Here is a 20022-nt window from a genome sequence, read left to right as displayed (position 1 = left end):
AATCTTCCTAGAACTTGCCGGTGACGCCGACGAACACCCCGCGCCCGTCGCCGGGCCAGAAGGCGGCGGTGGAATTGTCGGGCGCGCCGGGCAGGGCGGTTGAGACGGTGGTGGCGGTCACCGACGGATTGACGGTCGAGACATAACGTTTGTCGGTCAAGTTCCGGGCGTCGAGGAACAGGGTGACCTTGTCGCGGGTGTAGCCGGCGCTCAGCGAGGCGATGGCGTAGTCGGGCGCGCGGACCTTGTTCTGATAGTCGACCAGCACGCCGCGCGGTGACCATTCCACCGACGGGGCCAAGAACCAGCCGGCCGGGTGGTCGTATTTCAGCTCGGCGCGGTAGAGGTGCACGGGCACGACGGGCAGGCGGTGGTCCCTGAACTGAGCATCGCCGTCGAACCGGAAGTCCGACCACGCATAGGTCTGGCGCAGCCGCAGGCGCGGGGCGATCCGCCAGTCAAGGCCGGCTTCCAGCCCCTGGTGATAGGTCTTGTCGGCGTTGAAGGTCGCGGCGGGGTGGGCCTGATCGACCACGAAGCTCAGCAGTTCGTGCGTCAACTGGGCGCGATACAGGGCCACGTCCCAGGCGAAGGCCCCGCGCCGGCCCCGCGCCCCGACCTCGCCGGTCCAGGCCGTTTGCGGGACCACCGGTGCGAAACCCGCCGCAGCGGTCGGCGAAAAAGCCCCGAAATTGGGCGGCTCCACCGAGCGGGTCAGGTTGGCGAACAACTGCGAGTCCTCATCGGCCTGGAACAGCATACCCAGGCGCGGGGCGAACCAGTCATAGTCGCGGCTTTCGGTCAGGTCGAAGCCGCCGGTCGGCAGCTTGTAGCTCTGATATTCGCGCGAGGCCGTGCCGTAGGTCCCGCCGGCCACCAGGGCCAGGCGCGGGGTCACGAACAGCCGGCCCTCGGCGAAGGCGTCAAGGGCTTTGGCGTTCTGCCGTGAATAGGCGGTGGGCGCGCCGTGCGAGCCGTGCAGATTGACCCACTGGCGGGCGTCCAGGTCGCCGATGCGATACGACAGGCCCGCGAACAGGTCGGCGGCCATGTCGCCGACTTGACCGGTCCAGTCCAGGCGACCGAAGGCCCCGAAATTTCGGCTCTCCTGATCCACGACCTGGAAGATCGGGTGGTCCAGGTCGCGCCAGGCCCCATAGACCCCGCCCTCGAACACCGTGGTCGGCGACAACCGCCATGTGGTCTGCAGGCTGGTCCGGGCGTTGCGCATGTTGCGCCCGTAATTGTTGGAGAAGTTGTTGACCGGGGCATAGTAGTTCGCCCGGGTGGGGTCGTGCAGGGCGTTGTTGAGGGTCAGGGCGCCGGCCAGTTGCTGGCGGAGATCGGCTCCGGACAGATAAAGCCGCACCTCGCGATCCTCGCCGAAGCTGTGGCCGAGATTGACCGACAGCCGCGCAGCCGAGGCGTTGCTCTGCTGGCGATACCCGTCGCTGTTCATCAAGGTGGCCCCGACGAAAACGTCGTCGTCGCCGAAGGTCCGCGCCACCTCGCCATGGATCCGCGCGGCGCCGAACGCCCCGCCCTCGACCCGCAGCAGGGTGTCGGCGCCGGCTGACTTGCCGGTGGGGGTGACGAAATTGATCGCCCCGCCCAGCAGCGCCCCGCCGAACCGCAGGGCGTTGCCGCCCTTGTAGACCTCGGTATAGCGCGCCAGCAGCGGGTCGATCAGCTGGTAGTCGCCAAAGCCGTCGGCCTCGTTCAGCGGCACGCCGTCCTGGGCCAGCATCGTGCCGCGATTGTGACTGCTGTTGCCGATCCCCGAGCCGCGGATCGACAGGCGGGTGTCCTCGCCGAACTTCTTCTGGGCGAAGACGCCGGGCACGTCGCGCACGACGTCGTTGAGGCCAACGGCGTAGCGGTTGGCATAGGCCTCGGACGAGACCACGGCCACGGCGCCGGGGGTTTCCGACAGGCGCTTGCGGGACTGGGCGACCACGGGCGGGTCCTCCGGATCGGGGCGGGCGGTGACCAGCACGGAATCGACGGGGTGCTGGTCGTCGGCCCAGGCGGCGCTGGTGATGGCGGAGAGCGCCCAGAGCGCGGCGCCGGCCGCGAGGGCCAGGCGTAAGGATTTCGGCATGAAAGACTTAAGCCCCAAGAACGTGACGGCGCGCGCGCCGGCCTTCTGGGCCGGGCGCGCGGTGCGAAAAGTCAGGCGTTCTGGAGGTGGGGCGGACCTTGTCCGGGCGGACGCGGCGGGGCGCGGACCGGGGCCAGGCCGCGACGGGCCAAGGGCGGGGCGATCTCGACGCGAGCGGCGTAGCGCACAGGCAGGGAGATCTGGGCGTTGGGCGTGATCGTGGTCGCCAGGCTAGCGACCACGCACTGGGCGCAGGGCAGGCCGGCGAAGCCTTTATGCGCTGGCTTGGTGTCGTCGAGGATGACCGTCCGGGCGCCCTGGGCGGTGCAGATCACCACCGATTGGCCAGAACGCGCCTCATAGGCCATGACCGCAGCCGGGACGAGCGCCTGGACGAGCAGGGCCAGCATCGCCAGCAGGGCGATGGGCCAGGTCGACCGGGACTGTCCGCGACGGGGGCTCATGATGGGGCGTGGGTAGTCCTGGACGGGCGGCGGGTCAATGTTCTCCCTCCATCACTGACCTGGCATCCTCGACGCCTGCTGATCGAGGCGCTGGAGGCGGCGGGGTGGCGTTGATCCCGGCGGACGAAACCGGATTGGGCGTGATTTCAAAATTGGCCAGCTGGCCGTCGCCCCAATACGCTTGCGATATCGCGGGCGACATCCATAATTGTCTCATGCGCTTGGTGCTCGGCACGGCGACAATGGCGACAATGGTGGCGGCGATCCGCAGTCATGCGGGTGGGTCCAATCGGCTGCTGCTAGCGGGGCTAGAGCAACGTCTAACCTTGTTGGTTTCGACGCCTTTGTTGATCGAGCACGAAGCCGTGATGACGCGCGATGAACATCTCGCGGTGTCCGGCCTTTCTGTCGGCGACATAGGGGCCATCCTCGATGCTGTGGCGTCTATCGCCGAGCCCGCGCGGCTGTCCTTCCTTTGGCTGCCCGGCGAAGCGATGTTGAAATTGGAGACAGGATGATGAGGAAGAGCAATTTCGCGCTGCGGCTTCAGCCTTCTTTGCTCGACGAGGCTCGAAAGCCCGCCGAGGCCGAAGGCGTGGCTCTCGATCAACTGATCAATGTCGCGGTGGCCGAAAAGCTGTCGGCCTTGCGGACCGAAACCTATTTCGCTGAGCGAGCTGGACGCGCGGACCTTCCCAAGGTTATCGCGCTGCTGAAGACGGCGGGTGGCGACAATCCGCCCATGAAGAGCGACGAACGGCCGAGCGGTTAGAGCATTTTTCGAGCGAAGTGGTTCCGGTTCGCGTGAAGAAAAATGCGTCAAAACAAGTGATTGGAGCTCACGGCCTGACGCGGTCAGGTCGGGAAATGCTCTAGTCTGGCGAACGCGGAACAAAGGAGACAACACCCCGTGAGCCACGCGATGTCACCGGCGGACTACAAGGACCTGGTGCTGTTCCTGGCCACGGCGGGGATCGTGGCGCCGCTGTTCAAGCGGCTGAAGATCAATCCTATCCTCGGCTTCCTGCTGGCCGGCGTGATCCTGGGGCCGTTCGGCTTGGGCAGCCTGACCCATGTGCTGCCGTGGCTGGACTATGTCACCGTCGACAATCCCGACGAGATCGCCCAGCTGGCCGAGTTCGGCGTGGTGTTCCTGCTGTTCATGATCGGGCTGGAGCTGTCGTGGGAGCGGCTGCGGCTGATGCGCAAGCTGGTGTTCGGCCTCGGCGCGGCCCAGTTGATCGGCTGCTCCCTGGCCTTGGGCGGCGTGGCCTGGGCCCTGGGCCAGCCGCCGGTCTCGGCCTTGGTAATTGGCGCGGCGCTCACCTTGTCGTCCACCGCCATCGCCGTGCCGGTGCTGGTCGAGCGCAAGCGACTGCATTCCGAGGGCGGACGGGCGACCTTTTCGGTGCTGCTGTTCCAGGACCTGGCCGTGGCTCCGATCCTGATCACCCTGACGGTGCTGGGCCGCGGCGACGGGGTGTTCCGGCTGGCCGACCTGCTGGCCCTGGGGCCGGCGGCGTTGGGCCTGGGGGCCATCGTGCTGTTCGGACGCCTGGCGCTGCGGCCGATGATGCGCTCCGTCGCGAAAGCCAAGAGCGAAGAGATGTTCATGGCCGCCTGCCTGCTGGTGATCATTGGCGCGGGCCTGGTCAGCGCCCTGTCCGGCCTGTCGATGGCGCTGGGAGCCTTCGTGGCCGGCGTGCTGCTGGCCGAGACCGAGTACCGCCACGAGGTCGAGGTCAAGATCGAGCCGTTCAAGGGCCTGCTGCTCAGCCTGTTCTTCGTGTCGCTGGGCATCCGGCTGGACCTGTCGCTGCTGGTGGCTTCGCCGGTGCTGGTGCTGGGCGTCGCCGTGGGCCTGTTGGTCATCAAGGCGGTGATGGTCTTGGGGCTGGGACGGCTGTTTGGCCTGTCGAGCCGCGGGGCGATCGAAGCGGCCTTGACCCTGGCGGCCGGCGGCGAGTTCGCCTTCGTGATCCTCGACAACGCCATAGGCGCCGACGTGGTCAGTGGGCGGATCGGCCAGGCGGTGCTGGTCGCTGCGACCCTGACCATGTTCCTGGTCCCCACCCTGTCGGCGATCGGCGGCCGGCTTGCCCGCAAGACGACCCTGGCCACGCCCGAGGCGCCGGAGGTTCCCGAGCACCAGGGCGAGGAGCCGGAGGGCCGGGTGCTGGTGGTCGGCTATGGCCGGGTCGGCCGGCTGGTGGGCGACATGCTCGACCGCCACGCGGTGCCGTGGATCGCCATCGATCGCGACACCAGTTTCGTGCAGAAGGGGCGGCGGGCCGGTCACAAGGTCTATTACGGCGACGCCTCGCGGGTGGAATTGCTGGAGCGATGCGGCCTCGACTACGCGCGAGCTGTCGTGGTGACCATGGATTCGCCGGACGCCGCCGAGGCGGTGGTGGCCGCCGCCCGCGGGCATCGGCCTGACTTGACCATCGTGGCGCGCGCGCGAGACGCCCGCCACGCCGCGCGGCTCTACGAACTGGGCGTCACCGACGCGGTGCCAGAGACCATTGAGGCGAGCTTGCAGTTGTCCGAAGCCGTGCTGGTGGATATCGGCGTCCCCATGGGCTTGGTCATCGCCTCGATCCACGAGCGGCGGGACGAGTACCGCCAGGTGCTGAACCGGCCGGATGCGCTGGGCGGCAAGCGGCGGCGGCTGCGCGACGCGGCGAAGCTGACCTAAGTCTCACACCCTCTCCCAGAGGTGTTGAGATCGGGACATCGTGACGGGTGTTCGAAGATATCCGTGGTGGGCGCGGCGGGGCTAGAGCATTTTTCGAGCGAAGTGGTTCCGGTTCGCGTGAAGAAAAATGCGTCAAAACAGGAGATTAGAGCTCACGGCCTGACGCAGTCAGGTCGGGAAATGCTCTAGGTCGATCGCGATCCGTTCGAGGGGGTGATTCACCCCCGTGACAATCCCGAGAGCATCACCGCCTACGATATCGCGCCCGGTCTGTCGGGCGTGATCCTGTCCATGACGCTGGTGATGACGACCACGCTGAGAGTCACGCGCGATCGGAGGGCGGCGCGACGGAAAGCCGGCTCGCCGCGCCGGCCAAGCCGATCGAGGTGATGATCGGCAAGCTGGCGTCCTATGCGGTGGTCGGGCTAGTGCAGACCGTGGTGATCCTCATCCTGGCCAGGCCCTGTTCGCGGTTTGCGTGGGCGTGGCGGTCTTGCGGTTGGGGCGCCCTCATCCTGGGCGTCGTGTTCCCGGAGACTCGCGGGTCAGTCTTCTTGCCTCGGTTGCTTTGGCGATCGCGGGCTGGCGTGTCGCGATATCGGCGCACCCTGGGCTGAGGTAGCGGGCGCCCACCGCCCGACCCGTGGCCATCGCGCATGCATGCTAGGTTTTTACGCATTCGCGGCCGGCAAAACGCGCCGAAGGCCTTGCGCTACGCGGATTCACATGCGAACCGGTACCGTGCTGGCGCTTTTTCCGGGATAGTCAGCCGGTACGCTCGATAGTTGATTTTCGTGGGGCGATCATGTGTTGGCGTCGTCGTACTTCCGTAGGATGACGAAACCTGACGGGTGTTGCCCTGCTGACACTTTCGCGGATCGCGCGCCTTGGTATAACAATGCTCGGTCGGTCTCGGCCGGTGCTGGGCAATAGAGGGCTCTAGATATGAAACTTCAACTCCTGGCGGGAGTGGCTCTAGCCGCGGTGTTCGCCGCTGGCGCCGCTTCGGCCCAAGAGGCCGGCTGGTATGGCGCGGTCGACCTTGGCTACCACTGGCCTGAAGGCGTAAACGCCGAGTCCGATCGCAACGCTCTTGACGGCGCTCACTACCACTATACGTGGTCGGCTGACGATGACTGGGCCGGCTTCGTCCGTCTGGGCTATCAGTTCAACCCGAACTGGCGCGCCGAAGTCGAGGGCGGTTACCGCCCCGGCGACATCGCCAGCATCCGCGGGAACCCGGTCCGTCAGCAGCCTTACGCGCTCTGCACCCCCGGCGTGACGCGTACCGTCGGAGCCCCGAAGTGCGGCAGCCCATCGGGTTCGATGGACTCCTGGTCGCTGATGGTCAACGTCCTGTATGACTTCGCGCCAGACGCTTGGTTTAACCCCTTCGTTGGCGCCGGTATCGGCATCAACCGTCTGGACGTCAGCACGCTGGGCCAATTCAGCGGCACGATCGGTCCGATCACAGCCGCCAACCCCGCCATCCAGAACCTCAGCGTCGACGACGACGACATCGCCGTGGCCTGGCAAGCGATCGCCGGCGCCTCGATCAAGGCGACTGACAAGCTGAAGATCGACTTCACCTATCGCTACTTCGCGACCCAAGACCACGCGTGGCAGTCGACCGGCTCGGCTGCGGCTCTGCAGCCTGGCGCCTGGGAAGGCCAAGTGAAGGATCAATCCGTGACCGTTGGTCTGCGGTATTCCTTCGCGGCTCCGCCGCCCCCGCCGCCCCCGCCGCCCCCGCCGCCTCCCCCGCCCCCGCCGCCTCCGCCCCCGCCGCCTCCCCCGCCGCCTCCGCCGGCGTATGAGGCTCGTGAGTTCATCGTCTACTTCCCGTTCGATCAGTACGTCCTGACGCCGGAAGCCTCGTCGGTGGTTTCGGAAGCCGCGAACTACGCGACCTCGGGTCACGCCACCAAGCTGGTGGTCGTCGGTCACACCGACACCTCGGGTTCGCCGAAGTACAACGCCAAGCTCTCCGAGCGTCGTGCGAAGGCCGTGGCTGACGCCCTGGTCGGCGCTGGTGTCGCCGCTGACGCCCTGGCCGTTGACTGGAAGGGCGAAAGCGCCCCCGCCGTCGCCACTGGCGATGGTGTGAAGGAACCGCTGAACCGCCGTTCCACGATCTCGATCAACTTCTAAAGATCGCGATCACGACTGAAGTTGAGGGCCCGGCGGCGACGCCGGGCCCTTTTCTTTTGGACTTTCCGGCTGACCAGCGGTCGGACCTCACGGCAATGGCCGCCGGCCGGGCGCATCGAAATGGCAAGGGGCTTTTGACGAAATCCGCTCCGCCGCCGGATCACTTATTTGTGGCCCGCGACAGGGGGTCGCAGCCGCGTTTGTTCTGGCCACGCAACCCGTTGATGATGCCCAGTATCTTCTCGCACACCGATGTTCCTCCACACCTTGTTAAGAAAAAACTCAGCCCCCGGGCGCATCTCGCCGTTGACGAGTCATTAGCCACTGTGGCCCCATATGTGGGCTGAGGGGGCTCCTCGGCCACTAGATGTAGCGGCTGGACGGGAAGTTTCCTTTTCCGGAACACGCTGATTGATTATGGATTTTGATCATGACCGGCAGTGAAGCGGCTAAGATGACGGCTCTCCCCCAGGCCCGCACCAGCGGGATGAAGGCCGAGCGTCCGAAACTGGCTTTGGTGCGCAAGGTGCAGGTCAACCGCGCCCGTGACGCCCTGCTGACCGATTTTGGCAAGACCACCCTGGAAGACCGCTACCTGCTGCCGGGCGAGTCGTACCAGGACATGTTCGCCCGCGTGTCGACGGCCTTCGCCGACGACGCCGACCACGCCCAGCGCGTCTACGACTATATGAGCCAGCTGTGGTTCATGCCCTCGACGCCGGTGCTCTCGAATGGCGGCGCCGAGCGCGGCCTGCCGATCTCCTGCTTCCTGAATTCGGTCTCCGACAGCCTGGACGGCATACTGAGCGTCTGGAACGAGAACGTCTGGCTGGCGGCCAATGGCGGCGGCATCGGCACCTATTGGGGCGGCGTCCGGTCGATCGGCGAAAAGGTCAAGGGCCAGGGCCAGACCAGCGGCATCATCCCCTTCATCCGCGTGATGGACAGCCTGACCCTGGCGATCAGCCAGGGCTCGCTGCGTCGCGGATCGGCCGCCGTCTATCTCGACATCTTTCATCCGGAAATCGAGGAGTTTCTGGAGATCCGCAAGGCCTCGGGCGACTTCAACCGCAAGTCGCTGAACCTGCACCACGGCATCTCGATCACCGACGAGTTCATGCACGCGGTGCGCGACGGCCACAAGTTCGGCCTGCGCTCGCCCAAGACCAACGAAGTCCTGCGCGAGGTCGACGCCCGTTCGCTCTGGCAGAAGGTGCTGGAGCTGCGCCTGCAGACCGGCGAACCCTATCTGATCTTCTCCGACACCGTAAACCGCGCCATGCCGCAGCATCAGCGCGAGCTGGGGCTGAAGGTGCGCCAGTCCAACCTGTGCAGCGAGATCATGCTGCACACCGGCGTTGATCATCTCGGCAATGACCGCACCGCCGTCTGCTGTCTGTCGAGCGTCAACGCCGAGACCTTCCTGGAATGGCGCGACCACCCGATGTTCATCGAGGACATCATGCGCTTCCTCGACAACGTGCTGCAGGACTTCATCGATCGCGCCCCGGACGCCGCCAAGACCGCCGCCTACGCCGCCATGCGCGAGCGTTCGGTGGGCCTGGGCCTGATGGGCTTCCACAGCTTCCTGCAAAGCCAGAACGTGCCGTTCGAGAGCGCCCTGGCCAAGAGCTGGAACATGCGGATGTTCAAGCACCTGCGCCGCGAAGCCGATAAGGCGTCGATCACCATCGGCGAAGAGAAGGGCCCGTGCCCCGACGCCGCCGACCGGGGTTCGATGGAGCGTTTCTCGCACAAGCTGGCGATCGCCCCGACGGCCTCGATCTCGATCATCTGCGGCGGCACCAGCGCCGGCATCGAGCCGATCCCGGCCAATATCTACACTCACAAGACGCTGTCGGGCTCGTTCGCGGTCAAGAACCCCTATCTGGAGCGCCTGCTCGAGGACAAGGGCCAGAACACCGACGCCGTCTGGGGCTCGATCCTGGAGAACGAGGGCTCGGTCCAGCATCTGGACTTCCTCAGCCAGGACGACAAGGACGTCTACAAGACCGCCTTCGAGCTGGATCAGCGCTGGGTGGTCGAACTGGCCGCCGACCGCACGCCGGAGGTCTGCCAGAGCCAGTCGGTCAATATCTTCCTGCCCGGCGACGTCGACAAGTGGGACCTCCACATGCTGCATTGGCAGGCCTGGGAGCGCGGCGTGAAGTCGCTGTACTACCTGCGCTCCAAGTCGGTGCAGCGGGCCGCCTATGCGGGCTCAGACATCGCCCTGGCGGGTCCCGCCAACGGCTTCGACGCCCCCAACAAGACCGATTACGAAGAGTGCCTGGCCTGCCAATAGGTCCGGCGCCCGATCCCTTGAAAACCAACGGCGGCGCGGTCCCTCGCGCCGCCGTTTCGCGTTCGGAACCAAGCCGGTCGCGAAATGTTCATGCGTGTGGGATTTCGTCCCATGGACCTTGTCGCGATTGCGGTTAGGCTCATTGTGGGGACGAGGACTGAGGGGGCTGGCATGCGCGCCGCAACGGTGTTGATCGTGGGGATGGGGCTAGGCGCGCTCATTTGCGCCTCGGCCCAGGCGCGTCCCAATCCTGGCAGGGCGGCCAAGGCCGCCGCCGATACCTCAGATAGGTCGATCGGCGACGTCCGCAAGGGTCGGGCCACAAGCTTCACCGTCGATCTGCGCGCGGCCGAAGCGGCCGGTCTCAGCGTACGTGACGTGCGGCCCAGCACGGTGGGCTTCTCGGCCGCGCCCCAGTCGATGGCCGCCGGGTCCGAAGATCCAAGCTTTGGCCTGTCCCCGGCCGGCGCCTATGGCGACGCCAGGCTGCTGGACGCCAATCGCTACTACGAGGGCCACGGACCGGTGACCTGGCGCTCGAACGTCTTCGTGGTCGGTCAAAGCCATCGCGCCGTTGATTCGATGCGTGTGTCGGTGGCCAGAGTTTCGGAAACCGGCAACAGCCGTCCGCTGTCCTTGGTCCGTCCCGACGGCGAGGATAGCTTCGCGGACCGAGACGTCGACGTCTTGGTGACCCGCGGCTGGCCAGCTGCTGTGAAGCTCGACAATGGCAAGTACGCCCTGGATGTCACGCCGCACGCCGGCCTGGGCTTCGGCGGGGCCGGCGGTTCGGCTGAGGCTGGCGCCACCGTGCGGTTCGGCAAGAGCATGCAGGACAAGGTCAGCAATTCGCTGGGGGTCCGCGACGGCCGGGAAATGGGCAACCGCGGGCGCTGGTACGTGTTCGCCGCCGCCAGCGGCCAGGCCGTGGGCTTGAACGTGCTGCGCAGTTCGGACGGCGACTGGAGCCGGGCCGGGTTTACAACCGACAATTCCAGCAAGCTGCTCAGCGACGGCCAGGCGGGCGTGGCCTGGCGCAAGGGCGACATGCAGGCCTCGTTCGGCTATGTCCACCGCTCGATCAAGGCCCGGGACCAACTGATGGGAATGTCCAGCCAGAAGGACGAGATGGTGGCCCTCTCATTCAGTCTTAAGCCGCACTGGTAGCCGTCGGGCTTGAGTTTCTGGGCCAGATCATGCAGCTAGCGCCCCTACGCCACGAAGCCATCGACCGTCATGAGCGATAGCGAGCCTCCTCGCCGCAAGATTCTGAGCCTGAAGAGCGGTGTCGCGGCGCCGGGCGGCCCCAAGCCGCTGGAGCGCATCGCGCGCCCGGCTCAGCGCATCCGCACCTTCACGCCCGAACCGCCGCCCCCGCCGGCGCCCCCCGCGACCGGCGACTTCAAATGCAAGCCCTGCGGGACGCGCTTCGATCCGCCGACCGACCTTGCCGACGACGATTCCGTGCGTTGCCCGTCGTGCAACGCCCGCCTGGGCCTGGTCTCGGACTTCCGGGCCGACCCGCCCAATGTCGAGAAGCTACGGGCTCGGTATCTGAAGAAGCCGGGGTAGCCCTCAACTTCCACTCATCTCGGCTTTCGTCGGGATGCAGGGAGATTTTAGGGCCGGAACGCCCCTACGGCAGTTCCAGATCCGGCGATGGGTTCGGAACCAGGATCGGGTCCTGGTCGCCATGCCGCGTCGGCGGCTGGCGCTTGAACAGGCCGCGCCATAGCGGTTCGGGCGCGGCGGTCGGCGTCGACCACAGGCGGCCGGCGGTCGCCAGGGCCTCGGCGTCGTCGAAGGTGCGCTTCATCGCGGCGGTGTCGAACTTCATCATGTTGAAGTCCGAGAAGGTCGGCGGGATCGAAGCCACCCAGAGCGGCAGGTTGTGGCGCGCGCAGAACCCCGCCGCCACGCTCAGGGCCTGGCGGTAGGAGAACCTCAGCATGGTCTCGAAGCTGCGGCTCATGATAGAGGTCACCCCGGTGGGCGTCGAGCGCGGTGACGGGTCGAGCACGGTGTTGAAGATCACATAGACCCGCCCGCGTCGCAGCCGCTGGCCCAGGTCGCGCCAACGCAGCAGGGCGTCGGGCATCAGGAACAGGGGCGCCGCCACGCCCCCGTCGACATGCATTTCCTGGTAGCGGACCATCCCGCCCTCGCCATCGGGAGCCTCGACATCGATCAGCTTGGGCGGGAACAGGCCGGGCAGGGTGGCCGAGGCCACCAGCACGTCGCGAAACAGCTTTACCGCCGCCTCGCCGCCCCGGGTGGCGATCGCCCCCATGTCCCAGATGGTGGCCTTCTGGCTGTCGAGATTGGTGGTGGCGATCAGCAGGCGCCGGCCCCGGGCGTGTTCGATCGCCACGGCCTCGATCATCGCCGCGTCGACGAACGGCGCGACCAGTCCGTCCAGCGAGTCGCCGCGAAAAAGGCTGGGTCCCAGGGCCGCGCCAAACCGCCTGAGGCTGAGCAGGTCGGCGGCGTGGCCGCCCAGATAGGCGTCGGCCAGGCGCGCGTCCCAGGCCGGGCCGAGGAAGGCGAAGGGCGCGATCAGGGCGCCGGTCGAGACGCCGGTGACGATGGCGAAGGTCGGCCGCCTGCCGGCCTTGCCGAGGCCGACCAGGGCCCCGGCCCCAAAGGCTCCGCCGGCCGCGCCGCCCGACAGGGCCAGGATGTTGAAGTCGTCGCGACCGATCAGCGGCCGCAGCGGGGCCAGGCGGTCGGCGGCGGATTTGAGGGTCTCGTCGGCCTCGTCGACGCTAAGCCGCACGCCGGGAAAGCCCACGGCCTCGGCCAGGGTCTCGTCGGGCGGCGCGGCCAGGCGCTTGCCCTTGTGGGGCGGCTGCGTCCCGCGATCCCGAAAGAAGGTCTGGACGGTCCTTTTGGGGTCTGTCGGCGTGCTCAACGCGAGGCTCGGGTCACAGGGTCAGGGCTTTTCAGTTCAAGGATGGCCGCTCGAGGCCAAAACCACCCCGATCAGGACGGCGGCATAGTGCAGGCCGGCGCCGCCGATCACGTGACCGTGCCAGATCGCCCGCCGGAACTTCAGCCGCTTCATCAGGTAGAAAACCGTGCCGGTCGAATAGATCACCCCGCCGATCGCCAGGAGCATCAGGGCGACCCAGCCCATGCCGTCGATCATCGGCTTGATAGCGACCAAAACCAGCCAGCCCAGCGCCAGGTACAGCCCGACCCAGAAGCGTTTGTCCAAGCCCGGCAGCAGCAGCTTGGCCGCTACGCCGACGCCGGCCACGGTCCAAACCGCCGTGGTCATGCCGATCGCCCACCAGCCGTGCAGATTCTGGGTGGTGAAGGGGGTGTAGGAGGCGGCGATCATGATGAAGATGCCGGCATGGTCGAAGCGCCGCAGCAGAGGCCGCCAGCGGGCCTTGGCGAAGTTGTAGGCCGTCGACAGCGACAGCATGGTGATCAGGCCGATGGTATAGACGCTGACCGCCGCCACCTGGCTCAGATCGCCCAGGCCGAACGCCAGGCCCAACAGAATGCCGCCGCCCAGCAGGGCGCAGGCGAGGCCCGTCAGATGGACGATCAGGTCGGCGCACTTAGCGGCGGGCGTGGGATAGTGCGTCGCCGGAACGTCCGCGGGCGCGGTCGCCGGAACGGAGGCCGGCGAGGCAGCCGGCGAAGTGCTGGTGGTGTCTGACATGGCCCGCCCACTGTACGCGCAATCGATGACATATAAACGCAGGTCATCGTGTCCGGGATAGGGCTGATGACAGAGAAAACGCTCAGCCCAGCAGGCCGCTCGCGCCGTCCCAGACCAGCTTGCCGCCGACCGCGATCAGCAGGACATAGATGACCTTGTAGAAGCCCTCGGCCGGCACCCGGCGCACCAGCCAGACCCCGGCCCAGGTCGAGGCCAGGGCCAGGGGCAGCAGCACCGCCGCCGTGGTCAGGGTCTGGCGGGTGAATTGGCCGAGCGCCATATAGGCCGGCACCTTCATCCAGTTGACCGTGGCGAAGAAGATGGCGCTGGTGCCGATGAACACGTCGCGCGGCAGGCGGCGGGGCAGGGCGTAGATCTGGAACGGCGGGCCGCCGGCATGGGCGACCTGGCTGGTGAAGCCGGCGACCATGCCGCACAGGACGCCCAGCCAGGGCCGGCCTGGTCCGGCCTCGACCGCGCTCGCCGCCTTGACCGCCCGCTCGGCCCACAGGCGCTGCAGCGCGAAGGCGATGGAAATCAGGCCGATCGCCAGCTCGACCGCCGACACCGAGACCCGCGCGGCCAGGGCCCAACCCAGAAAGATGCCGACCGCGGCGGCCGGAAGCATCAGGATCAGCAGGCCCCTGTCCCAGGTCTTGCGGAAGCTCCAGACACTGACGACGTCCTGGGCCAGCAGGATCGGCAAGGTGATCGCCGCCGCCAGCACCGGCGAAATCACCAGCGCCATCATCGGCACGGCCACCACCCCGATCCCCGCGAATCCGCCCTTGGCCAGGCCCAGCAGGATCACGGCGGGAATGGCGACGGCGTAGAACAGCGGGTCGGTGAGCATGGGGGGGTGTTAGCAGGAAGGTGTGGGGTTGCCCAAGTCTTGGTCCCGTGGCTCACGCCCTTGCCCCCTACGGATCGCTTCGCGATCGTCTTCCCCCATAGGGGGAAGAGTTCAAGTGCGTGGGCTCCGCCCCCTATGGGGGCGGACAGACCGCGAAGCGGTCAGGTGGGGGCAAGGGCGTGTGATCCACGGTGGAAAAGCCGAGCCCCCGAACCATCCGCTGTGGCGAGGCCGCGCCTTGAAACCTTGCTGGCGAGCTTGCTCTGGCGTCTGGCCGAGTCAAGGACCGGCCTCTCGGCCGGCCGCGCCGCGGCGGACCTGCGGGCCGTCCTTGACGCGGTCAGACGCCAGAGCTCCCATCCACCAAGGCTTTAAGGCGTGGCCGCATCCGGGGCGGATGGGAACGCTGCAAACAAACACTAGCTTGTGGGCGCTTGCTAGCGCTGGGGTGCAGGTTTCATATGGCTCATCAGACGCGCAGTATCTACGGAGCGGCTATGGTCCGGAAAAGGCTTTTCGTTTTGGCGTCACTGGGAATGGCCTTTTGTGCCCAAGCTGCGGCGGCAGGCATCGTGGCCCAGTGTGGTCCTTCTGTTGGTAAGTCGTTTTACCTCACCGAAGAGAATGGGGGGTGGACCGACGACCGGATTTCGAAAGGCCAGTTCTTGTTTGATGTCGATAGCGACGGAAACTGGGACATCATTAGTCGGGATGCTTTCGGCAAAAACGTTAGTGCCGTCGCTGATGGTGCGGTTGTCGTAAAGGTGCAGGGCGCTGCGCCGTTCAAAACGTTCCTGTTGGTCTCTGCCTATCCCGGGTCCGGAGTTGCCGAGACTTATTCGGTCACTACAGAACTCACCGGGAAGCGCGTACTCCTATGGACCACCAACAAGCAGAACGACTTGCCATCAGGAAAGAAGATGGCTGCGTTTCTGTCTGTATGTGATTGACCGCTCATCCCGTCGCCCCCCGACTCTCCCACCCCTCCACGAACGGGAACCTCGCTTCCCAGAACGCCGCCAATCTCGGGTCGGCGTCCACGCGCCGCACGACCCCGCCCATCCTTGGCGCCACCGCGTAGAACCGCCGCCGCCGAGGGCCCCAGCGGCTAACCACGGCGACGTAGAGGTCGAGCACCGTCAGCGCGTCGCCCAGCAGATACCGCCCCGGCGTCAGCTGGCGCTCCATCACCGCCCAGCACTCGGCGATCCGCTCGGCGGTCGCCGCCTTGACCGCCGCCTGCTGCGCCGCGTCCGGCCCCACGAGCCGAGACGGATCATCCCGCACCCAGAACAGCGAATAGATCGCCGCCGGCACGAACACCATCCAGCGCAGGAACTGCGCCCTGAGTGGTGAATCGACCGCCGGCGCCAGGCCCGCCTCCGGATGGCGGTCGGCCAGCCAGATCAGGATCGCCGCGCTCTCGGTGATGGTCTCGCCGTCCGGGGTGACCAGCGCCGGGATCTGCTTGAGCGGATTGACGCCGGCGACCTTGGCCTGCTCGGCCGCGCCTTCCCAGGTCGGCGCCTCGACCACCGCATAGGGCTGCCCCAGAAGCAGCAAAGTCGCCTCCACGGGCACGGAACCCGAGCCAAGCGCCCCATAGAGGGTGTAAGCTTGATTCATCCTTTGTTACCCAATCTACCCACAACATGTTGTGTGCTGCGACGTTTCGGACACTAGATGCGCGGGTTGGTCCCGCGCTATCCCAGAAGCCTAGCGCGCCGTACGATTCTTGTCCGCTTGCCCCAGGAGCCGCTTTCGATGTCCGCCTCGTTGATCACCCCATCGACCGCCAAGCTGATCACCCCCGGCCTCCTGACCCCCTCCGGCGCCTATAAGCCCTTCCGCTATCCGTGGGCCCACGACTTCTGGAAGAAGCAGCAGCAGGTCCACTGGATGCCCGAAGAGGTGCCGCTGGGCGAGGACCTCAAGGACTGGGCCGTCAAGCTGAACGACAACGAGCGCAATCTGCTGACGCAGATTTTCCGCTTCTTCACCCAGTCGGACATTGAAGTGGCCGACAACTATATGGAGCGCTACGGCCGGGTGTTCAAACCCACCGAAGTGAAGATGATGCTGTCGTCGTTCGCCAATATGGAGACCATCCATATCGCGGCCTACGCCCTGCTGCTTGAAACCATCGGCATGCCGGAGAGCGAATTTGGCGCGTTCATGGAATACCAGGCCATGCGCGACAAGCACGACTTCATGCAGAAGTTCGGCGTCGAGACCAATGCCGATATCGCCCGGACGCTGGCGATGTTCGGCGGCTTCACCGAGGGGCTGCAGTTGTTCGCGTCGTTCGCTATGCTGATGAACTTCCCGCGCTTCAACAAGATGAAGGGCATGGGCCAGATCGTCTCGTGGTCGATCCGCGACGAGAGCCTGCACTGCGAAGGCATCATCAAGCTGTACCACGCCTTCAACGCCGAGACCGGCTGCGTGACCAAGGCCGTGGCCGACGACATCGTCGACTGCTGCAAGACCGTGGTGACGATGGAAGATAGTTTCATCGACCTGGCCTTCGAGGCCGGCGAGATCCAGGGCATGACGCCCGAGGACATCAAGAAATACATCCGGTTCATCGCCGACTGGCGCCTGCGCCAGCTGCACCTGCCGGAGGTCTACGGTATCAAGGAAAACCCGCTGCCGTGGCTGCAGTCGCTGCTGTCGGGCGTGGAGCACGCCAACTTCTTCGAGGCCCGATCGACGGAATATTCCAAGGCCGCCACCACGGGCCAATGGCACGGCGCGGAGGGCGTGTGGTCGAGCTTCGACAACATGCTCAACAAGCGCTCCGAGAACACCCTGCCGGCTGAATAAGAGCAGGGGTATATTGGGGATACATGCCGCCGCCCTCGCAAGGGGGCGGCGCTTCTTTGTCTGGAGTATGGGTCATGCGGATTGCGGTCATCGGACCGGGCGCGGTGGGCGGCGTGATCGCCGCCTGGCTGGCCCAGAACCCGGCGCTGGACGTCGAGGTCTGCGCCCGCACACCCTTCGACCGGCTGGAGGTCGAGACCCCCGGCGGGTCGCTGGTCGCCACGCCGCGCGTGCTGACGGCGCCGGACCAGGCCGACCCGGTGGACTGGGCGATCGTCACCACCAAGACCTATGACGCCGTCGCCACCGGGGCCTGGCTGGCGCGGCTGGTGGGGCCCGAAACCCGCGTGGCGGTGCTGCAGAACGGCGTCGAGCATGTCGAGCGGTTCACGCCCTATGTTCCGGCCGAGCGGATCACCCCGGCTGTGGTCGATATCCCGGCCGAGCGGTCGGCCCCCGGCCGCGTGCGTCAACGCCGCGACGGTACGATCCTGGTTCCGTCCGGGGCGGCGGGAGAGGCCTTCGTCGCCCTGTTCGCCCATACGCCGATCGGGGTTTCGGTGACCGACGACTTCAGGACCGCCGCCTGGAAGAAGCTGGCTTTGAACTGCGCCGGGGCGGTCAACGCCCTGACCCTAATGCCGTCGGGCGTGGCGGCGCGCGAGCCGATTGCCCAGATCATGCGGGCCTTGGTGGCCGAGTGCGTGGCGGTGGGCCGGGCCGAGGGCGCGGTGTTGCCGGGCGACCTTGGCGACACCGTGGTCGCCGGCTATCGCTCAGGGCCGGCTGACGGGATCAATTCCCTGCACGCCGACCGGGCGGCCGGTCGACCGATGGAGCTGGACGCCCGCAATGGTGTCATCATGCGGCTCGGCGCGAAGCATGGGATCGCCACGCCGGTCAATGCGATGGTGGTGGCGCTGATCGAGGCGGCTGCGGGGTAGGCACGGGGACATGCCCTTTGGGCGTGTCCCCAACCGAGGCCGCGAGGCGGGGACACGCACAGGTGCATGTCCCCGTCCAACGCTAAGGCCGGTCCTTTTTCGGCAGGGCCGCGATTTCCTCGGGGGTCAGGCGGGTGATGGCCTTGGCCATGATCGGCATGGACATGAAGCCGTCCGAGACCCGCAGGTCCAGGTCGATCGGCCGGCACACCTGGTCGCTGCCGCGCACCACCGAGACCAGGTGCACGCCCGGCGAGGTCAACTGGTTGGTGCCGTGCGCCAGGTCCACGCGATAGACGTCGCGGTGGCGGACCTTCAGATAGAGGGTGTCCTTGTTGGGCGCGCTCCAGCCGTCCCAATCAGACAGGGCGAAGCACGACCGCGCCGGCCTTGGCTTGGCGGTCGGATCGGCCAGGGCGGGCGCCGAGACGGCCAGAAGCGCCATCGTCAGCAGACTGGCCCGGAGCAGGCCAAATCTCGGTTGGGTCGTGGCGTTCATGACCATCTTCCTTGTGAAGCGTCCTTCGGGCGAGAGATTGGGCCTCTCCCCCTCGAAGTCAATCTGACGCCTAGAGCAAGCCGCGCGATGTAGGAATCGCACGGCTTGCTCTAGACTTTTGTTTTCGCATCGCTTTTGCGGAAAACCGGTGGCCACTTTTCCGCGCGATGCTCTAGGCCTTGACGGCGGCGGCCTCGTTTGGCTCCGGATCGTCGAGTTCGCCCTCCCACTTGGCGACCACGGCGGCGGCGACGGAGTTGCCGACGACGTTGGTGGCGCTGCGGCCCATGTCCAGCAAGTGGTCCACCCCGAGGACGAGCGCGATCCAAGATTCGGGCAGGCCGAAATAGGTCAGGGTGGCCATGATCACCACAAGCGAGGCGCGGGGCACGCCGGCTATGCCCTTCGAGGTCACCATCAAGAGCAGCAGCATGAAGATCTGCTGCTGGACCGTCAGGTGCACGCCATGGGCCTGCAGGATGAACACCGTGGCGAAGGTGCAATAGAGCATCGAGCCGTCGAGATTGAACGAATAGCCCAAGGGTAGGACGAACGAGACGATGCGGCGGCGAATGCCGAGCTTGGGCAGGGCGTCGAGAATGCGGGGATAGGCCGCTTCCGACGAGGCGGTCGAGAAGGCCAGCAGGGCCGGCTCGCGGATCGCGCCGAACAGCGGGATCACCCGCTTGCCCAGCACGGCCCAGCCGGCGATGAACAGCAGCACCCACAGCGTGCCCATGGTGGCGTAGAAGCCCAGCACGAACTTGCCATAGACGGCCAACATCGAGATGCCCTGGGCGGCGATGGTCGAGGCCAGGGCGCAGAAGATCGCCAGCGGGGCCAGCTTCATCACAAAGCCGGTGACCTTTAGCATCACCTGGGCGCCCTGCTCGGCGAGCTCCAGAATGTGCGGCGCCTTTTTGTCCAGCGAGGCGACGGCCGTGCCGACGAACAGGCTGAACACCACGATCTGCAGGATCTCGTTCTTGGCCATGGCGTCGAAGATCGAGGCCGGCACCAGGTGGGTCAGGAAGCCCTGCAGGGTGAAGCTCTCGGTCGAGGCGGCCGGCGCGTTGGCGGCGGTGGTGACCTCGGCCAGGTTCAGGCCCGCGCCCGGGTGCAACAGGTGGACCATGCCCAGGCCCAGCAGCAGCGACACGGCCGAGGCGGTGATGAACCAGCCCATGGTCTTGGCGCCGATCCGGCCCACGGCGGCGGCGTCTTCCATGTGGGCGATGCCGGCGACCAGGGTCGTCAGGACCAACGGCGCGATGATCATCTTGATCAGCCGCAGGAACAGGTCGGTCCCCATCTTGAACCACTTGACCGCTTCGGCGGTCTGGGCTGCGTCGAGATATTGATTGCAGGCCCAGCCCACGGCTACGCCGAGAACCATGGAGGCGATAATCAGATAGGCGAAACGTTTGTTCATGGGCTCCCCCGTCGAGCGCGCGACGCCCGAACGTTCAGTCGGCGGCCTGGAGCGAAAGGATGGGGGCAAGCGCTTT

At 66.5% G+C, this 20022-nt stretch carries 18 protein-coding genes; 10 read left to right on the top strand and 8 right to left on the bottom strand.

Annotation, left to right across the window (positions count from 1 at the left end; translation table 11 throughout):
- Positions 1–7: 7 nt before the first annotated feature.
- Together ACP7AG_RS08560 and ACP7AG_RS08555 are read right to left on the bottom strand one after the other, a co-directional pair.
- Positions 8–2101: a TonB-dependent receptor family protein gene (locus ACP7AG_RS08560; protein WP_426030533.1), complete on the bottom strand. Its 2094-nt coding sequence runs from the start codon at positions 2099–2101 to the stop codon at positions 8–10.
- Between the two features lie 71 nt (positions 2102–2172).
- Entirely contained in the window at positions 2173–2565 is a 393-nt protein-coding gene (locus ACP7AG_RS08555) for a DUF2946 family protein (protein ID WP_426030532.1), read from the bottom strand.
- A gap of 104 nt (positions 2566–2669) precedes the next feature.
- Here ACP7AG_RS08555 and ACP7AG_RS08550 point away from each other — a divergent pair, with 104 nt between their 5' ends.
- From ACP7AG_RS08550 to ACP7AG_RS08520, 7 genes are all read left to right on the top strand, one after another.
- The gene (locus ACP7AG_RS08550) at positions 2670–3083 is read left to right on the top strand and encodes a hypothetical protein (RefSeq protein WP_426030531.1); all 414 of its coding nucleotides are present in this window, start codon (positions 2670–2672) and stop codon (positions 3081–3083) included.
- Complete coding sequence (locus ACP7AG_RS08545; protein ID WP_426030530.1) at positions 3080–3337, top strand: hypothetical protein; 258 nt, start codon at positions 3080–3082, stop codon at positions 3335–3337. The genes ACP7AG_RS08550 and ACP7AG_RS08545 overlap by 4 nt, the downstream gene beginning before the upstream one ends.
- A gap of 150 nt (positions 3338–3487) precedes the next feature.
- Positions 3488–5263: a cation:proton antiporter gene (locus ACP7AG_RS08540; protein ID WP_426030544.1), complete on the top strand. Its 1776-nt coding sequence runs from the start codon at positions 3488–3490 to the stop codon at positions 5261–5263.
- A gap of 945 nt (positions 5264–6208) precedes the next feature.
- Positions 6209–7414, top strand: a complete 1206-nt coding sequence (locus ACP7AG_RS08535; RefSeq protein ID WP_426030528.1) for an OmpA family protein — start codon at positions 6209–6211, stop codon at positions 7412–7414.
- A gap of 424 nt (positions 7415–7838) precedes the next feature.
- Entirely contained in the window at positions 7839–9719 is a 1881-nt protein-coding gene (locus tag ACP7AG_RS08530) for a ribonucleoside-diphosphate reductase subunit alpha (protein ID WP_426030527.1), read from the top strand.
- Positions 9720–9890: 171 nt separating this feature from the next.
- Complete coding sequence (locus ACP7AG_RS08525) at positions 9891–10886, top strand: lipid A-modifier LpxR family protein (RefSeq protein ID WP_426030525.1); 996 nt, start codon at positions 9891–9893, stop codon at positions 10884–10886.
- Between the two features lie 69 nt (positions 10887–10955).
- Positions 10956–11291 (top strand): hypothetical protein, encoded by a 336-nt coding sequence (locus tag ACP7AG_RS08520; protein ID WP_426009854.1) that lies wholly within the window; start codon positions 10956–10958, stop codon positions 11289–11291.
- A 64-nt stretch (positions 11292–11355) separates the two neighbouring features.
- Here the strand turns inward: ACP7AG_RS08520 and ACP7AG_RS08515 are convergent, their stop codons facing one another.
- The 3 genes from ACP7AG_RS08515 to ACP7AG_RS08505 form a co-directional block, all read right to left on the bottom strand.
- On the bottom strand, positions 11356–12630 hold the full coding sequence (locus ACP7AG_RS08515) for a patatin-like phospholipase family protein (protein ID WP_426030523.1): 1275 nt from the start codon (positions 12628–12630) through the stop codon (positions 11356–11358).
- Positions 12631–12666: 36 nt separating this feature from the next.
- Positions 12667–13392 carry a PAQR family membrane homeostasis protein TrhA gene (gene trhA / locus ACP7AG_RS08510; protein ID WP_426009851.1) on the bottom strand — a complete coding sequence of 242 codons (726 nt, stop codon included), beginning with the start codon at positions 13390–13392 and terminating at the stop codon, positions 12667–12669.
- Positions 13393–13474: 82 nt separating this feature from the next.
- Positions 13475–14245, bottom strand: coding sequence for a sulfite exporter TauE/SafE family protein (locus ACP7AG_RS08505; protein ID WP_426030521.1), 771 nt, complete (start codon positions 14243–14245; stop codon positions 13475–13477).
- Between the two features lie 461 nt (positions 14246–14706).
- Between ACP7AG_RS08505 and ACP7AG_RS08500 the strand changes: the two genes are divergently transcribed.
- Positions 14707–15195 carry a hypothetical protein gene (locus ACP7AG_RS08500; RefSeq protein ID WP_426009849.1) on the top strand — a complete coding sequence of 163 codons (489 nt, stop codon included), beginning with the start codon at positions 14707–14709 and terminating at the stop codon, positions 15193–15195.
- A 4-nt stretch (positions 15196–15199) separates the two neighbouring features.
- Here ACP7AG_RS08500 and ACP7AG_RS08495 read toward each other — a convergent pair whose 3' ends face one another.
- On the bottom strand, positions 15200–15871 hold the full coding sequence (locus tag ACP7AG_RS08495; RefSeq protein ID WP_426030519.1) for a glutathione S-transferase family protein: 672 nt from the start codon (positions 15869–15871) through the stop codon (positions 15200–15202).
- 138 nt (positions 15872–16009) lie between these two features.
- On the opposite strand from ACP7AG_RS08495, the gene ACP7AG_RS08490 reads away from it, so the two are divergent.
- Positions 16010–17071, top strand: coding sequence for a ribonucleotide-diphosphate reductase subunit beta (locus ACP7AG_RS08490; RefSeq protein ID WP_426009845.1), 1062 nt, complete (start codon positions 16010–16012; stop codon positions 17069–17071).
- 74 nt (positions 17072–17145) lie between these two features.
- Positions 17146–18015: a 2-dehydropantoate 2-reductase gene (locus ACP7AG_RS08485; RefSeq protein ID WP_426030518.1), complete on the top strand. Its 870-nt coding sequence runs from the start codon at positions 17146–17148 to the stop codon at positions 18013–18015.
- Between the two features lie 82 nt (positions 18016–18097).
- On the opposite strand, the gene ACP7AG_RS08480 is transcribed toward ACP7AG_RS08485, so the two are convergent.
- Both ACP7AG_RS08480 and ACP7AG_RS08475 read right to left on the bottom strand, forming a co-directional pair.
- Positions 18098–18514: a DUF6491 family protein gene (locus tag ACP7AG_RS08480; protein WP_426030516.1), complete on the bottom strand. Its 417-nt coding sequence runs from the start codon at positions 18512–18514 to the stop codon at positions 18098–18100.
- Positions 18515–18686: 172 nt separating this feature from the next.
- The gene (locus ACP7AG_RS08475; RefSeq protein WP_426009841.1) at positions 18687–19946 is read right to left on the bottom strand and encodes a dicarboxylate/amino acid:cation symporter; all 1260 of its coding nucleotides are present in this window, start codon (positions 19944–19946) and stop codon (positions 18687–18689) included.
- Positions 19947–20022: the final 76 nt, after the last annotated feature.

It is taken from the genome of Caulobacter sp. DWP3-1-3b2 (assembly GCF_049896325.1).
In the GTDB taxonomy this organism is placed as follows: domain Bacteria; phylum Pseudomonadota; class Alphaproteobacteria; order Caulobacterales; family Caulobacteraceae; genus Caulobacter.
Note: the sequence above shows the minus strand (reverse complement) of the source record. Positions and strands in the feature narration are given on the sequence as shown.

Coding starts and splice junctions, on each gene's coding strand:
- ACP7AG_RS08560 (WP_426030533.1), bottom strand. CDS start 2,101: ATGCCGAAATCCTTACGCCTGGCCCTCGCGGCCGGCGCCGCGCTCTGG.
- ACP7AG_RS08555 (WP_426030532.1), bottom strand. CDS start 2,565: ATGAGCCCCCGTCGCGGACAGTCCCGGTCGACCTGGCCCATCGCCCTG.
- ACP7AG_RS08545 (WP_426030530.1), top strand. CDS start 3,080: ATGATGAGGAAGAGCAATTTCGCGCTGCGGCTTCAGCCTTCTTTGCTC.
- ACP7AG_RS08540 (WP_426030544.1), top strand. CDS start 3,488: ATGTCACCGGCGGACTACAAGGACCTGGTGCTGTTCCTGGCCACGGCG.
- ACP7AG_RS08535 (WP_426030528.1), top strand. CDS start 6,209: ATGAAACTTCAACTCCTGGCGGGAGTGGCTCTAGCCGCGGTGTTCGCC.
- ACP7AG_RS08525 (WP_426030525.1), top strand. CDS start 9,891: ATGCGCGCCGCAACGGTGTTGATCGTGGGGATGGGGCTAGGCGCGCTC.
- ACP7AG_RS08520 (WP_426009854.1), top strand. CDS start 10,956: ATGAGCGATAGCGAGCCTCCTCGCCGCAAGATTCTGAGCCTGAAGAGC.
- trhA (WP_426009851.1), bottom strand. CDS start 13,392: ATGTCAGACACCACCAGCACTTCGCCGGCTGCCTCGCCGGCCTCCGTT.
- ACP7AG_RS08505 (WP_426030521.1), bottom strand. CDS start 14,245: ATGCTCACCGACCCGCTGTTCTACGCCGTCGCCATTCCCGCCGTGATC.
- ACP7AG_RS08500 (WP_426009849.1), top strand. CDS start 14,707: ATGGCTCATCAGACGCGCAGTATCTACGGAGCGGCTATGGTCCGGAAA.
- ACP7AG_RS08495 (WP_426030519.1), bottom strand. CDS start 15,871: ATGAATCAAGCTTACACCCTCTATGGGGCGCTTGGCTCGGGTTCCGTG.
- ACP7AG_RS08490 (WP_426009845.1), top strand. CDS start 16,010: ATGTCCGCCTCGTTGATCACCCCATCGACCGCCAAGCTGATCACCCCC.
- ACP7AG_RS08485 (WP_426030518.1), top strand. CDS start 17,146: ATGCGGATTGCGGTCATCGGACCGGGCGCGGTGGGCGGCGTGATCGCC.
- ACP7AG_RS08480 (WP_426030516.1), bottom strand. CDS start 18,514: ATGAACGCCACGACCCAACCGAGATTTGGCCTGCTCCGGGCCAGTCTG.
- ACP7AG_RS08475 (WP_426009841.1), bottom strand. CDS start 19,946: ATGAACAAACGTTTCGCCTATCTGATTATCGCCTCCATGGTTCTCGGC.